Genomic DNA, 13,960 nt, shown 5'->3' on the forward strand with positions numbered 1-13,960 from the left:
TACCCCGTTTGCTGATACGATCCGCTTACAACTGTATACATACGCCACAACTGCTTATTAATCGGCGCAGAGGTGATGATGCTAAAGCTGGATTCGCTGTCCTCGGGCTGGTTCCGGGCGCCATGGCCGCGCAAGCGTCCGGCTTCCACGCAGGGCGCGGGCAAAGGCATCTCGGTGCAGCTGTCGATTGCCCTGGCCATCCTCTGCAGTACATTGCTACTGGGGGGCGTACTGGCCTGGCAGAACTACCGCAGTGTTGAACAGATCATGCTTTCGGCCGCGGGCGAATCGGTCCGGCACCTGGGCAAAACGCTGACCGAGCGCACGCGCAGGCTGATCGAGCCGCCGCGCAACGTCATCCATTTGCTGGCCTACAGCCCCATCATGCAGGCCGATACCTTGCAGCAGCGGCTCGACCGGTTGCCTCAACTGGTCGAAAGCCTGAATGCCAATGAAGTGCTCAGCGCGATCTATGTCGGCTACCCCAATGGGGAGTTCATGCTGGTTCGGGAGCTGTTCAGCCCCGCGCTCAAGGCGCGTTTTTCAGCGCCGTCCGGCACCGAATTCCTGGTGCAGACTGTCACTGTGGATCAGCATGGCGCCATGGCGGGCGCATGGCGCTTCTACGACCCGCAGCTCAAGCTGCTGGAGGCCCGCGAAAAGGCCGATTATCAATTCGACCCCCGTACCCGGCCCTGGTTTACGCAAGCCATGGGGCAGCCGGACTCCGTCATGATCAAGCCTTATGTATTCTTCACCACCGGACAGGCGGGCGTGACGCTGGCGCGCGGCGGCGCCACGGGGCAGGCGGTGATCGGCATGGACGTCGCCATCGACGATCTGGACAGCGAGCTGGCCGATTTGCGGACCACTGAAAGCTCTGAGGCGGCCTTGATCGGCAGTGACGGCGTCGTGATCGCTTATCCCGACACGCAACGCCTGCGCTTGGCCAACGGCGCCGGCGACGTGCGGCTGCCGCATATCGACGAACTGGGCAGTCCCAGCCTGTCCAGCGTGTTCCGGAACCCGCCGGCAGGCAACACGCCGCAGCTTTATCACGTCGACGGGCAGGAATGGTATGGCATGCGTGCGCCGCTGTTGTCCTTCGCCGACAACGAAAGCCATGTCCTGATCGCGGTGCCCGCTCGCGAGCTGCTGCACGACGCGCGCCAGGCATTCATCCGGGAAATCCTCTGGGTGGCGGTACTGACCCTGCTGTTGCTGGCGGCGGGCTGGGCGCTCAGCCGGCGCTTCAGCCGGCCATTGCGCGTGCTGGCCGACCAGTTGCGCGCGCGTTCCGATTTCGACTTCAGCAGCGCTATCGGCGTGTCGTCCTCCATCACCGAAGTGCGCGAACTGAACCATGTGCTGGGCCGCATGTCGCGCACGATTCATGACTTCCAGGCCATTGCCCTGGCACTGAATCATGAAACGCAACTGGACCACATGCTGGATGCCGTGCTGGAAAAACTGGTCGATGCCTTCGAGGTCGAAGGGGGCGCCATCTACCTGACCGAAGACGATTCGGGCGCGCTTAGGCTGGCCACGCGCAGCAGTAATGGCGCATACCCCGCCGAGCTTGAGCTGAATGGGGCAAGCGGCCGCGATGTGCCGGCGGCCGTCGCCAAGGCCCTGGGCATGCAGAACCACCCCTTGTGTGTCCAGCTCAAGGACCGCAACCACGATGGCCTGGGCATGCTGGTTCTGCGGCTGAAGGACGAGCAGCAGTATACCGGCGAAGCGCAGCGCGCCTTCCAGCGTTTTGTCCAGGAGCTCTCCGGCGCAGCCGCCGTGGCCATCGAAACGCGCCAGTTGATCGAAGCGCAGCAACGCCTGCTGGATGCCATCATCAAACTGCTGGCCAACGCCATCGACGCCAAAAGCCCGTATACCGGCGGCCACTGCGAAAGGGTGCCCCTGTTGGCCGACGCGCTGATGAACCAGGTCATTGCCGCCGACCAAGGGCCTTATGCCGAATTCCACATGAGCGAAGCCGAACTCTACGAGTTCCGGATCGCCGCCTGGCTGCACGATTGCGGCAAGATATCCAGCCCCGAGTCGGTCATGGACAAGGCCACCAAGCTCGAGACCCAATACAACCGCATTCACGAAATACGCATGCGTTTCGAAGTGTTGTGGCGCGATGCCGCCATTGCATATTGGGAAGGCCTGGCGGGGGGCGGCGACCCGCATGCGCTGCGGCAAACGCTGCAGCAACAGCAGGCGCAACTGCAAGAAGAGTTCGCCTTCGTGGCCAATGCGAATATCGGCGGCGAATACATGGAAAGCGGCGATATCGACCGCCTGGGCCGGATCGGCGCCCGGCGCTGGTGGCGTCATTTTGATAACCGGCTCGGGCTGGCCCGGCACGAAATAGCCCGTTTGGGCGACACTGTGCAAGCGCTGCCCGCCCAGGAATACCTGCTGGCCGACCGCCCAGACCATGTAGTGCCCTGGGGCGACCGCAAGCCCCATGTCGACAAGGATGACCCGAACAACGTCTGGGGCTTCGACATGCGCATTCCGGCTAACGCCTACAACTACGGCGAACTTTACAACCTGAGCATACGGCGCGGCACCCTGACCGCCGAAGAGCGCTTCAAGATCAACGAGCACATTGTCCAGACCATTATCATGCTCAATAGCCTGCCGCTACCCAGCCACCTGAAGCGGGTACCGCACATTGCCGGCACGCACCACGAAAAAATGGACGGAACCGGGTATCCCTGCCGCCTGGGCAAGGATGAGCTGGGCATTCCCGAGCGCGTGATGATGATTGCCGATATCTTCGAGGCGCTGACCGCCGCCGACCGGCCCTACAAGGCGCCCAAAACCCTGTCCGAGTCCATCGGCATCCTGACCGCCATGGCTCAGAGCGGCCATATTGACCCCGACCTGTTCCGCCTGTTCCTGAGCAGCGGCGCCTACCTGGCCTACAGCCAACAATTCCTGGACCCCGCGCAGATTGACGACGTGGATGTGCAGGCGTATCTAGATAGGCTGGACGGACGCTAAGGAGCTGCTGCTTAAAGCACCGCTTCAAGACCCTTTCGATCTAGCAAGTTCAGCAGCTTCAAGGATGGCCCGCTGGGCTGCTTGTCGCCTTGTTCCCACTTGCGGATTGTTGAAACACTGATATTGAGCACCGACGCCAGCACTACCTGGCTAAGCTTGAATTTCTCTCGCATGGCTCGAATATCCTCGCTGTTGTAGGCGGGAATAGGCTCCAGGCACAGCGCATCGTACTGGTTCATCGTGCGCTTGCTAATGAACCTTTGTCGATGCAGGTCATTGGCCGCTTCGTGTACGGCGGCAAGTATGGGGCTTTTGGCTTGTATCTTGTTGGTCATGGCTGATTTCCTGCAATAATCCATTTGCTACGGAATCGCTTAATTGCGTACGCCCGAACTCTTGCCACGCCCTCCAACGCCAATCCGTTTCTTGACCACACCACCACCTAAATCAGCGTCAATAAGACCTTGACTCATTTCTTGGACTGCTGCCCGGAGCGCCTGATTTGTCAGTTCAGTTTTGCGCATCCACCGCTGGAAGTAGCGTGTTTTGTACACTCGTTGCATGATTTTATCATGCCACCTGGTGGCATGATGTTTAGGAGCACAGTTAAGGATCAACACGTGAACACTATAGAGGTGCGCTTGACTTACCCGCACTGCAAGTGAATGGAAAAACCATAGAGTACAAATACCGGAGGTTGCAGAAAGCATTGCATTGATGCTCTTAATATACTAAAGTGCCTACTTAGATACTTTATGAAATAGGCAAAACATGAATCAAGGGCCCCTTAACGGCGTGCGCGTACTGGATTTGACCTCTGTGATCATGGGGCCTTATGCCACGCAGCATCTGGGCGACCTGGGCGCGGATATCATCAAAATAGAATCCCCCCAGGGCGACAGCATCCGGGGGGTGGGGCCGAACGGACATCAAGGCCTGGGGCCGCTCTTTCTTCACCTTAATCGCAATAAACGCAGCGTGGTGCTGGATCTGAAGCAAGATGCGGGCCGTCAGGCGCTGCTCCGGCTGGTCGAAACCGCCGACGTCCTGCTTTACAACATCCGTCCGCAGGCCATGGGACGCCTGGGGCTGGACTACGAGACACTTAGCCGGATCAATCCCAAACTGATTTATGTGGGGGCTTTCGGCTATGGGCAGGGCGGCGAATATGCCAGCGCCCCCGCCTTTGACGACCTCATCCAGGCGGCTGCCGGCATGGCGCATACGATGGCGGTGGCGCACGATGGCGCGCCCCAGTATGTGCCGGTCACCATCGTTGACCGAAGCGTGGGGCTGTATGTGTACGGCACAATCTGCGCGGCGCTGTTTGAACGCGCCCGAACCAACAAGGGGCAAAAGATTGACGTTCCCATGTTCGAGACCATGACGCATATGGTCATGGGCGATCATCTGTTCGGCCATACCTTCGAGCCGGCTCAGGGTCCGCTGGGCTATTCGCGTTTGCTGGCCAAGGCCCGCAAACCCTACAAAACCAGCGATGGCTATCTGGGCTGCACCATTTACAACGACGCCCAATGGCGCCGGTTTCTAAGCGCGATCGGGCAGGCCGGCCTGATGGACGAGGACCCGCGCTTCGCCAGTATCGGCGCGCGAACCGAGCATGTGGATGTGGTGTATGGCTTGATCGAGACGGAGCTGGCCCATCGCACGACGACGGCCTGGCTCGACATCTTGAATCAAGCAGACATACCGTGCTTTCGCGTCCATACCTTCGAGTCCCTTTGCCGCGACGAGCATCTGATCCAAACGGATTTCTTCGAACGCCAGCAACACGACAAGGCGGGCGAAATAACCTCATTGAAACACCCCGCCGAGTGGTCGCGCACGCCTGCGTCGACCAGGATGCTGGCTCCAACGCTGGGCCAGCATAGCCGCGAGGTACTGGCCGCGGCCGGATACAGCGCGGCCGAGCTGGACCGCCTGGAGCGGGACGGCGTCATTCAAACCACTACAGCAACTGATAACTCCATGGAGACAAATCAATGAAAATCAGCAAACTATGCGTGGCAGCCGTTCTTGCGGCCACTGCGTTTTCCGCCGCAGCCCAAACCTCGTACCCAGATCGCCCGATTACCATCGTGGTCGCTTTTGCGGCAGGCGGCGGTACTGATCTGGCCGCCAGATACTATGCCAAACACTTCTCTGAAGCGCTTGGCCAGCCGGTCGTTGTCGAGAACAAGGCGGGTGCAAATGGAACCATCGCCGCCGCCTACGTGGCTAAAGCCCCCGCCGACGGATACACCCTGCTGTACGGCTCAAACTCCACCCTATCGGCGGCGCCCTATCTATACTCGAACCTGCGCTACGATCCGATCAATGATTTTGACGCCGTGGTCCGGCTTGGCGATGTGCCATCGGTATTGATCGCCAGCCCTGATGCTCCCTACGATACGTTCGATGATTTCCTGGCGTATGCCAAGGCCAATCCAGGGAAGCTGTCGTGGGCGCATGCCAATACCGCTCATATCGCGGGTGGCATGTCGCTGGTCAAAAAGGCCGGCCTTGATATGGTGGAGATCCCTTACAAAAGCAGTCCGCAAGGGATCACCGATGTGATCGGCAATCAGATTCCATTGATGGTGGTCGATCTGTCGGCTGCCATGTCGTACGTGCAAAGCAGCAGGGTCAAGCCTCTGGCCGTCACCTCTGCAGAGCGTACGCCCAGCCTTCCCGACTTGCCCGCCATGAGCGAGCGTTATCCGGGCATTGATGTTTTTTCCTGGACGGGTTTGGTGGCGCCGAAAGGGACACCCAAAGCAATTATCGATAAACTGAACAAAATTGGAACAGAGATTGCCCTCAGGCCCGAGGTCGTCAAGCATTTTCAAGACACGGCAGCTATGGACACAACCAAAACCGGCACACCCGAAGCGTTCAGTGATTTCATCGGTGAGCAACTGAAATCCTGGGATGCCATGCTGACCGAAGCCGGCGTTCCGCGGCAATAAGGCATGACAGCAACTGAAAGGATAGCGCATGACATATGAAAGTATTCGCTATGTAGTGGCGGAAAACGTCGCACATATTGTCTTGAATCGGCCGCATAAAAAGAATGCGCTCGACATGGTCATGCGCGACGAGCTCTGGCATGCGGTCGCGCAGGCGCGTGACGATGCCGATGTCAGGGCCGTCCTGCTGGCGGGTGCGGGCAGCGACTTCTGCGCAGGCGGCGATGTGTCCACCATGCGCCCGGGCGAGCTCGATGCCGAAGCCGGCCGGATTCGTATTTCATCCGTCACGCGCGGCGCCTACTCTTTGCTTGAGTTGCCTAAGCCGGTGATCGCGGCGGTCGATGGTTGTGCCTATGGGGCCGGTTTCAGCCTGGCATTGGCGTCTGATATTGTCCTGGCCACTGAGCGTTCGCGGTTCTGCCTGTCGTTTCTGCGCCTGGGGCTGGTTCCCGATGCCGCTGCATTGTTTACCTTGCCGCGCGCCGTCGGCGCATACCGCGCCAAGCACCTTTTATATACCGCCCAGGAAATCGATGGACGGACGGCGCTGGACTACGGCATCGCCGGGGAGCTTGTCGCCGAGGATCAGTTGCACGATCGGGCCTGGCAGGTGGCGGCGGCAATGGCCAAGATGCCGCCTACGGCATTTGCGCTGTGCAAGTCCGCGCTGCTTCGTTCGTTCTCGGCCGAGACCGCCGTGATGGCGGACATGGAAATGAACGGGCAGGGCATTGCCTACTCCACCCAGTACCATGCAGATGCGGCGCGCCGCTTTCTTGACAAGAAAGGCTTGCCTTATAGCTGGCCCAAGCCCAATAAGGCGCCTGCGCCCGGCGGCGGGGGCGGGCAATGATCAAGGGCATGGACCTGGCTGCGGCCAAGCGCGAAGCGGGCATACCGCTATACGTGAAACTGACCGACGTGCTGCGTCACAAGATCGCTGAAGGGGTGTGGCCCACGGGGGAACTGATTCCAACGCTGGAAGAATTGGTGGCAGAGCACGGCCTGGCCCGATCCACAGTCCGCCGCGCGGTCGGGGCGCTGATCGACGAGGGGCTGCTGAAAAGCGGCCGGGGCATTGGCACGGTGGTCGTAAAAAAGCCTGACTTAACGACCAAGCACTTGCGCGCCACCATCAACGAACGATCATCGGATGCCGGCGACTTCCAGATCAAGATTCTTAGCCGCGAGTATGCCGACACCATACCGATGGATGGGCTTGCACCCGATCCGGGCAATGAGCCCTTCCTGGCCCTGAAGAAAATACACATCCACAAGGGGAATCCCTTTGTGCTGATGCATATCTATATTCCCAAATCCCTTTTCGACCGCTTCCCCGCCGGCTCGGAAAAGCAGCGCAAGCTGGCTAATCTGGTATATGAGTACTCGCCGTCAAAAGTGCGCAGCATTCGGCAAACCATCATGGTCGAGCCTGCTGACAATATCGTGGCCACCACCCTGAATTACGGCTTTTCCGCGCCGGTCGCCAAAGTGATCCGCCGCTTCCTGGATGCCAGGGGGCGCCTGGTTTACTGCGGCGTATTCTGGTACCGGGGCGATGGGTTCGTCATGGACATGGAGCTGCCGGGAAGCTGGCTGGCCGAAAACCAACCCGCTGTGGCGCCGGACAATAAATATTGATGGGGCCTTAGTCCGCCAACATTGGATCAGGAAGCAAGATGGAAGCACTACAGCTACAGACCCGCGACGCGGCCCTGTGGGTCACCCTAAACCGGCCCGCGCAGCGCAATGCCATCAATGAAGCGCTTATGCGCGCCATGCGCGAGGCGATCGAACAGGCGGGGAACGATCGCAGCCTAAGCGCCATCGTTATCACCGGCGCAGGAGAGCGGGCTTTTTGCGCCGGCGCCGACCTGCAGGGCGGGGACGCGTTCAAGTTCGACTACGGCACGCCATCGCTGCCCTACGCAAATCTGTTGCGCGCGGCACACGACTCAGCCATACCGCTTATTGCACGTGTCAATGGGGCATGCGTCGCGGGGGGCATGGGCCTATTGGCCATGTGCGATATGGCCATCGCTTCGGACCAAGCCGTTTTCGGCCTTCCCGAGGTCAAGGTGGGGCTGTTTCCCATGCAGGTGCTGTCCGTCCTTCAGCGCATACTGCCCTCAAGGTCGCTTTACGAGCTCTGCCTGACGGGCGAGCCTATCGACGCCCAGGAAGCCAGGCAACTGGGCCTGGTCAATTATGTAGTGCCCCAGGCTGAACTGGATGCAAAGATGGGCTGGCTATTGGGCCGCCTGCAAGACAAGTCGCCCACGGCCATCCGGCGGGGGCGTTACGCGATGCGCCGGGTCGAGTCCATGGCATTCGAAGAAGCCATTGCGTTCACCGAGAGCCAGATCGGCCTGATGGCCATGACCGACGACGCGCGCGAAGGCATGCAAGCCTTCAGGGAAAAGCGCAAGCCGGTGTGGCGCTAGCGCTAAGCGTGGCTGATCAGACGTCCTCGCCCCAAGGGTCAATAATTTCGATGCCGCAACCCAAAAAATCCTTGACGTTGCGTGTCGCCAGCCGAGCTCCGCGGGATTTGGTCATTGCCGCGATCATGGCGTCGAATTGGCTGATAGGCTTGCCGCAATCTTTTCGTGTTGCGGCAATCTCTGCGTAGTGATCGGCCGCATCGCTGTCGAACCCTAGTACTTGACCCGCCATATCAAGCGAAAAAATCTGCCTGATCGCGGCAAGCAGCGTTGCTTTGCGTTGTCCGTCAGGCAACAACTGCGCTCCGTAGAGTAATTCCGCGCGTGTCACCGTGGTGGTGAAGAGTACCGAGCGGGATTGCCCGGCCAACCATGACAGGGGACGCTCAGCCGGTGCAGGACGCAGGACTTCAGACAGCACATTCGTGTCCAGGACGATCATGTGTCGAACCCCGGCGGGTTACGGATAGGCTCTCTGGGGGCCAAGGCCAGGTCGACCCCACCTAAAGGGCTGATGCGTGAGCGGATCGCCTCGATGAGCGATTGACCGCGTTCAGGGGCAGTAGAGAGCGCCGCCCGCAGGATGTCGCGTGCTTCGTCCTCCATCGAGCGGCCATGTGTCGCGGCTTGCACACGCAGGCGCGCTTTTAGCTGCTCGTCGATGTTACGGATGGTCATTGTCGTCGCCATAACGCCTCCATTAGTCATTGACTTAAGTTTAGTCAATGACTAATAAGAAAACAAGATAGCGCTGATGATGGTGGAATATTAGACAGTGACGCGCAGTTTCTGCGGCAGCGTGCAAACCATAATCAAAAAATTCCAAAAAACGTCAATATGTATCATAATCTGTTGTGTCAGAAACCTGACATATTTGTCAATGGAGGAGAGACATGACTTTGGAATACATAACCATAGTGCGGCGCCCCTTGGTGGCAGGTAGTAGAAGACAGGCCGCAGCACAGGCCAGCGCTAAGCCCATCCATCGCTTTACTGGGCTGGCCCTGGCGGCCGGCGCCGTCGTGTTCGTACTGACCGAAGCCGCGCTGGCCGCAGCGGTGGCGGACACCACCAGCAAGCGCAAAGACCATCCGCTATCGCTGGCACGGGGGTCGCCACCCCCTGCCGGCTCACTCTGGATACACGACGAGGCGCAATTGGGTCCCCCCAATGCGCCTTTTGTTTTTCAAGGCGACGGCCTGTACACCGCCGGCAGCTTTGAATCGGCACGCGAGTTTCATATTGATGCATTGGCCGCCATGACGACCGGTGCCGGCACGACGCTGCACTTGTCCGGCATCGTGTCCAACACAGACGGTTCGGCGCAAGGGCTGGCCAAGTACGGCGGCGGCACGCTGGTTCTGTCGGGCCGGAATCGCTACAAGGGCAACACCCGGCTGCATGAAGGCACGCTGCATGTACAGGGCGATAGCGCCTTGGGCGAGTCTTATCGCGCGCTGGACATGTATTCGGGCACGACCTTAAGCTATGCGCCCGGCGCCGTGGTGTACAACGCCCTGCAACTGCATGCGACGCCAGGCCCGGACCCCGCCGTGCAGTGGCGCGTCGACAGCGGCATCGCCACGCAGGCCGGCAGCGTGCTGGGGGCGGCGCCTATCGTCAAGCTGGGCGCCGGCACCTTGCATCTGGTCGGCTACGCCAGCACCCCATCCACCGCGGTGGTCAAGCAAGGCAGCCTGGCCATAGGCAGTTTTTATGCCGGCTCCGTCCTGGTCGGGCCGGGCGCCCGCCTGGAAGGCACGGGCAGCGTGCAATCGGCCACCCTGCGGGACGGCGCCACGCTGGCCCCGGGGCTGGGCGCCGCACCCGGCCGCCTGCTTGTCCGGCACGTGCAGTTCCAGCCCGGCGCCACATTGGAAATCAAAGCACTGGCCGACGGCCAGTCCAGCCGCCTGCACGTGCTGGAAACCGCAAAGCTGGACGGCCAGGTGCTGGCCCAGGCGCAAGCGGGCGACTGGCAGGCCCATACACGTTACACCATCGTGCGGGCCGAGCAAGGTTTCGATGGCACCCGTTTTGCGTCGGCCGCCACCAACCTGCCATTCCTGGATCCGCACTTAAGCTACGACAGCCAGCATGTGTACCTGAGCCTGGAGCGCAACCAGACGCCCCTGGAAGAAGCGGGCGAAACGTCCACCGAAGAAGAGGTCGCCCATGCCATCGATGACAACGACCCCCCGGGCCTGATTGACCCAATCATCACCCTGGACAAGCCCGGCGCGCGCGAGGCACTTAATCAGTTGTCCGGCAATTGGGGCGCATCTGTCGCTTCCCGCCTGCTGGAAGACAGCCGCTTCATCCGGCTGGCTGCGCTGCAGCACACGGGTCCAGCCGCGCTGGCCTTTGACTCCGACAGGCCGATACAGGCGCGCCGCGTTTGGCAGCATGCCTTTCATGCCTCGGCCCACCGCGATGCGGATCGCGGCACGCCCGGCGACGCACGCCGCAGCCACGGCCTGGTGCTGGGCTGGACCCAACCTGTGGGCGATACCCTGCATGCCAGCGCCTACCTGGGCGCGCAGCAAAGCCGCATGTGGCGCATGCAGCACAGCAGCCGCGCGCAGATAGACAGCCAGCATGCAGGCGTGGGCCTGGCCGGATCCTGGAACAGCATGCAATGGATCGCGGGCGCCGCGCATAGCTGGCATGCCATCAACAGCCAGCGCAATCTGCTCATCCCTGGTCTGCAGGGGTTTGTGTCAAGCACTTACCGGGGCAAAACGCTGCAGCTGTTTGCGGAAGCCGCCGCGCCCTTGCAGTGGCTGGGCCGCCAACTGCGCCAAGCCTCGGCTCAGGTTCAAGCCGGGCAAACTCCCGCGGGCAGCGCTGCAACGGGCGTGGCGCCGTTCGCGCGACTCGCCTGGGTCAACACCCGCATACAAGGCTACACCGAGCAGGGCGGGCCCGCCGCATTGCGCGTGCAGGGCGCCAATTATTCTGTGGTGTTCTCGACCCTGGGGCTCAAGGCCGCCCACACTGTTGAAACCCCCAGCGGCATCGCCCACCTGCAGGGCGAACTGGCCTGGCGCCATGCCGGCGGCGACGTCCGCGTCTACAGCCGCCAGCACTTTCGCGACAGCGCCGGGAAAAGGCCGTTTACCTCTGAAGGGCAGGCTCTGGCACGCCGGGCTTGGTCCCTGCGTGTAGGGCTGGAAGCCCGCCTGGCCAAACAGGCTAGCCTGGGTATTGCGTACGCCGGCCTGTATGCGCCGCGCCAGCAGGATCATGGCGCTCGGCTTGACGTGAGTTGGCGGTTCTAGCGCTTCCTGATCAAGCCGCCGTCCGGGGCGGCCGAGGCCAGCAAAGGCAACTACTGCCTGGCCTCGGTCGCCACACCCAGCCTTTCCCGTTGATAGCCGCTAGAATCGACAACGTCGCTGGCATTAAGCCTTGGTGGGGGCGGCATTGTCTGCGGGCTGCAGGGCATGATAGACAGCAATATCAAAATACGAGAACGTAGAGACTTCAGCGCTGCAGATCACTATCTTGAACTGATCAAAAATACGTTCACTTGTCATTGGGCCATGAGCACGAACGATGGAATAATGATCTTCGTAGAACGTGGTAATTTTCAGGGACAGTGAGTCTTTATCGCGATAGCCACTCCATAGGGGGAGAATAGAGAAATATTCGGTCTTTCCAAGGGCATCGTCATTATTGACCCTATAGACCACCCCGATATACACCTTTCTGGTGCTTAGCGATACAAGTACCGGCTTTACCTGTTCGGCGGAATCGTAAAGCATTAGTTCAAAAGCATTTTCGGCAGCCAACCTTGCTACTGCCTTTTTCTTGCATGCTTTAGTGTTGAACAGACAGCCAAAGCTCCACGCGAGACCAATGCTTAGTACGGCCCAAATGACAAATAGGCCTTCCCGCCGGGTGAAGTTTGATGCACTGGCAAGTTGAACCAGATTACTGTTGAGCCATTGAAAAGAGGCAGCAACCAGGTTGAACGTATCGATGACTACTGCAAGGGTTCCACCAATGGCGCTGAAGACCAAACCCCATGAGGCAATATGAGAGTATGAATCCCACCCTGTTGATCGTAGCTGCTTGAATCTTGCGAGAGGGTAGTTGTTGGTGAATACAAACCCAGTTACAAAAATGACCAGCAGGATGCCGATGCTCATTTGTGAGTAGTGGGTACTGGCCTGGCTTTTCGGAAGGTGTCAACAATATCCAAAAACTTTTTGGTGGTTTCAGGATTGTTTAGATTCAGCTGAATTCCGCCGTCTTTGTCGACGGTAATGTTGGACACAACTTTGCTACTTGGGCGCTTGGGGGTTTGAGTTGGCTGATTGTTCATAACAATTCCCGGAGGGTAAAGACGCCATTAGTGAAAGCTGGGCAAAGTGCAACATGCCTATATTATGCCTTGAACTGGCGTAACTGCAATGACGGAAAATACGTAGCGCTGGAACGCTTCCATAGCCTGCTACTAAACTACCCCCAGCCTTTCCCTTTGATAGCTGCCGTCTTGCACCCGCCGACACCATTCCCGGTTATCCAAATACCACTGCACCGTCTTGCGCAGCCCTGACTCAAAAGTCTCTTGCGGCGTCCAGCCCAGTTCGCGTTGGATCTTGCCGGCGTCGATGGCATAGCGCATGTCGTGCCCGGGGCGGTCCGTCACAAACGTGATGAGCTCATCGTAGCGGCCCACACCTGCGGGCTTGGCCGGGGCCAGCTCTTCCAGCAGGGCGCAAATGGCCCGCACCACATCTATATTCTGCTTTTCGTTGTGCCCGCCCACGTTATAGGTTTCGCCCACTGCGCCTTCGGTCAGCACTTGGTACAAGGCACGGGCGTGGTCTGCCACATACAGCCAGTCGCGCACCTGCTGGCCCCGCCCGTACACCGGCAGCGGCTTACCTTCCAGCGCATTCAAAATCACCAGTGGAATCAGTTTTTCGGGGAAATGAAACGGGCCATAGTTGTTCGAGCAGTTGGTCACCAGCACCGGCAAGCCATAAGTGCGGCGCCAGGCGCGCACCAAGTGGTCGGAGCTGGCCTTGCTGGCCGAATAGGGCGAACTGGGCGCGTAGGGTGTGGTTTCGGTGAACAGGTCTTGCGGCCCGTCCAGGTCGCCATAGACCTCGTCGGTGGAGATATGATGAAAGCGAAAGCCTGCACGGGCGGACTCGCCCAGCGTCTGCCAATACTGGCGTGCCGCTTCCAGCAAGGTATAGGTGCCCACAATATTGGTTTCGATAAACGCCGCCGGGCCGTCGATGGAACGGTCCACATGCGATTCGGCCGCCAGGTGCATGACGGCGTCGGGCTGGTGCTGCGCAAAGACGCGGTCCAGCTCGGACCGGTTGCAGATATCGACCTGTTCGAAGGCGTAGCGGCTGTCTGCCGACACCGAGGCCAGCGATTCCAGGTTGCCCGCGTACGTCAGCTTGTCTACATTGACGACGAAGTCGGCGGTCTTGCCGATAATGTGGCGAATCAGCGCCGAGCCAATAAACCCGGCGCCGCCGGTGATCAGTATCTTCATCAGGG

The 13,960-nt window shown here is 59.9% G+C and carries 13 protein-coding genes; 7 read left to right on the forward strand and 6 right to left on the reverse strand.

The genetic code is table 11. The annotated features are described in order from the left end of the window. The first annotated feature begins 75 nt into the window (after positions 1-75). Positions 76-3,015, forward strand: a complete 2,940-nt coding sequence (locus tag RE432_RS06185) for an HD domain-containing phosphohydrolase (RefSeq protein WP_310932390.1) — start codon at positions 76-78, stop codon at positions 3,013-3,015. Positions 3,016-3,026: 11 nt separating this feature from the next. On the opposite strand, the gene RE432_RS06190 is transcribed toward RE432_RS06185, so the two are convergent. After that, on the reverse strand, positions 3,027-3,350 hold the full coding sequence (locus RE432_RS06190; protein ID WP_310932391.1) for a DNA-binding transcriptional regulator: 324 nt from the start codon (positions 3,348-3,350) through the stop codon (positions 3,027-3,029). Positions 3,351-3,389: 39 nt separating this feature from the next. Further along, positions 3,390-3,578 (reverse strand): type II toxin-antitoxin system RelE/ParE family toxin, encoded by a 189-nt coding sequence (locus RE432_RS06195; RefSeq protein WP_310932392.1) that lies wholly within the window; start codon positions 3,576-3,578, stop codon positions 3,390-3,392. Between the two features lie 208 nt (positions 3,579-3,786). Here RE432_RS06195 and RE432_RS06200 point away from each other — a divergent pair, with 208 nt between their 5' ends. From RE432_RS06200 to RE432_RS06220, 5 genes are read left to right on the forward strand one after another with little or no spacing between them, the layout of a single operon-like run. Continuing rightward, a complete protein-coding gene (locus RE432_RS06200) occupies positions 3,787-5,022 on the forward strand; it encodes a CoA transferase (RefSeq protein ID WP_310932394.1) in 1,236 nt (411 codons plus the stop codon). Next, positions 5,019-5,984, forward strand: coding sequence for a tripartite tricarboxylate transporter substrate binding protein (locus RE432_RS06205; protein ID WP_310932395.1), 966 nt, complete (start codon positions 5,019-5,021; stop codon positions 5,982-5,984). Before RE432_RS06200 ends, RE432_RS06205 begins: the two co-directional genes overlap by 4 nt. A gap of 28 nt (positions 5,985-6,012) precedes the next feature. Beyond that, a complete protein-coding gene (locus RE432_RS06210) occupies positions 6,013-6,840 on the forward strand; it encodes an enoyl-CoA hydratase/isomerase family protein (protein WP_310932397.1) in 828 nt (275 codons plus the stop codon). Next, complete coding sequence (locus tag RE432_RS06215) at positions 6,837-7,628, forward strand: GntR family transcriptional regulator (RefSeq protein WP_310932398.1); 792 nt, start codon at positions 6,837-6,839, stop codon at positions 7,626-7,628. The genes RE432_RS06210 and RE432_RS06215 overlap by 4 nt, the downstream gene beginning before the upstream one ends. Before the next feature lie 38 nt (positions 7,629-7,666). Further along, positions 7,667-8,431 carry an enoyl-CoA hydratase/isomerase family protein gene (locus RE432_RS06220; protein WP_310932400.1) on the forward strand — a complete coding sequence of 255 codons (765 nt, stop codon included), beginning with the start codon at positions 7,667-7,669 and terminating at the stop codon, positions 8,429-8,431. A 16-nt stretch (positions 8,432-8,447) separates the two neighbouring features. Here RE432_RS06220 and RE432_RS06225 read toward each other — a convergent pair whose 3' ends face one another. Together RE432_RS06225 and RE432_RS06230 are read right to left on the reverse strand one after the other, a co-directional pair. After that, positions 8,448-8,873, reverse strand: a complete 426-nt coding sequence (locus RE432_RS06225; protein ID WP_310932401.1) for a type II toxin-antitoxin system VapC family toxin — start codon at positions 8,871-8,873, stop codon at positions 8,448-8,450. Beyond that, a complete protein-coding gene (locus RE432_RS06230) occupies positions 8,870-9,109 on the reverse strand; it encodes a FitA-like ribbon-helix-helix domain-containing protein (RefSeq protein ID WP_310932402.1) in 240 nt (79 codons plus the stop codon). Before RE432_RS06230 ends, RE432_RS06225 begins: the two co-directional genes overlap by 4 nt. 215 nt (positions 9,110-9,324) lie before the next feature. On the opposite strand from RE432_RS06230, the gene RE432_RS06235 reads away from it, so the two are divergent. Beyond that, positions 9,325-11,712, forward strand: coding sequence for an autotransporter domain-containing protein (locus RE432_RS06235; RefSeq protein WP_310932403.1), 2,388 nt, complete (start codon positions 9,325-9,327; stop codon positions 11,710-11,712). A gap of 123 nt (positions 11,713-11,835) precedes the next feature. Here the strand turns inward: RE432_RS06235 and RE432_RS06240 are convergent, their stop codons facing one another. Both RE432_RS06240 and rfbB read right to left on the reverse strand, forming a co-directional pair. Beyond that, positions 11,836-12,585 carry a hypothetical protein gene (locus RE432_RS06240; RefSeq protein WP_310932404.1) on the reverse strand — a complete coding sequence of 250 codons (750 nt, stop codon included), beginning with the start codon at positions 12,583-12,585 and terminating at the stop codon, positions 11,836-11,838. Positions 12,586-12,893: 308 nt separating this feature from the next. Continuing rightward, positions 12,894-13,958 (reverse strand): dTDP-glucose 4,6-dehydratase, encoded by a 1,065-nt coding sequence (gene rfbB, locus RE432_RS06245; protein ID WP_310933039.1) that lies wholly within the window; start codon positions 13,956-13,958, stop codon positions 12,894-12,896. Positions 13,959-13,960 lie beyond the last annotated feature (2 nt).

Source organism: Pusillimonas sp. SM2304 (genome assembly GCF_031628915.1).
Classification (GTDB): Bacteria; Pseudomonadota; Gammaproteobacteria; order Burkholderiales; family Burkholderiaceae_B; genus Pusillimonas_C.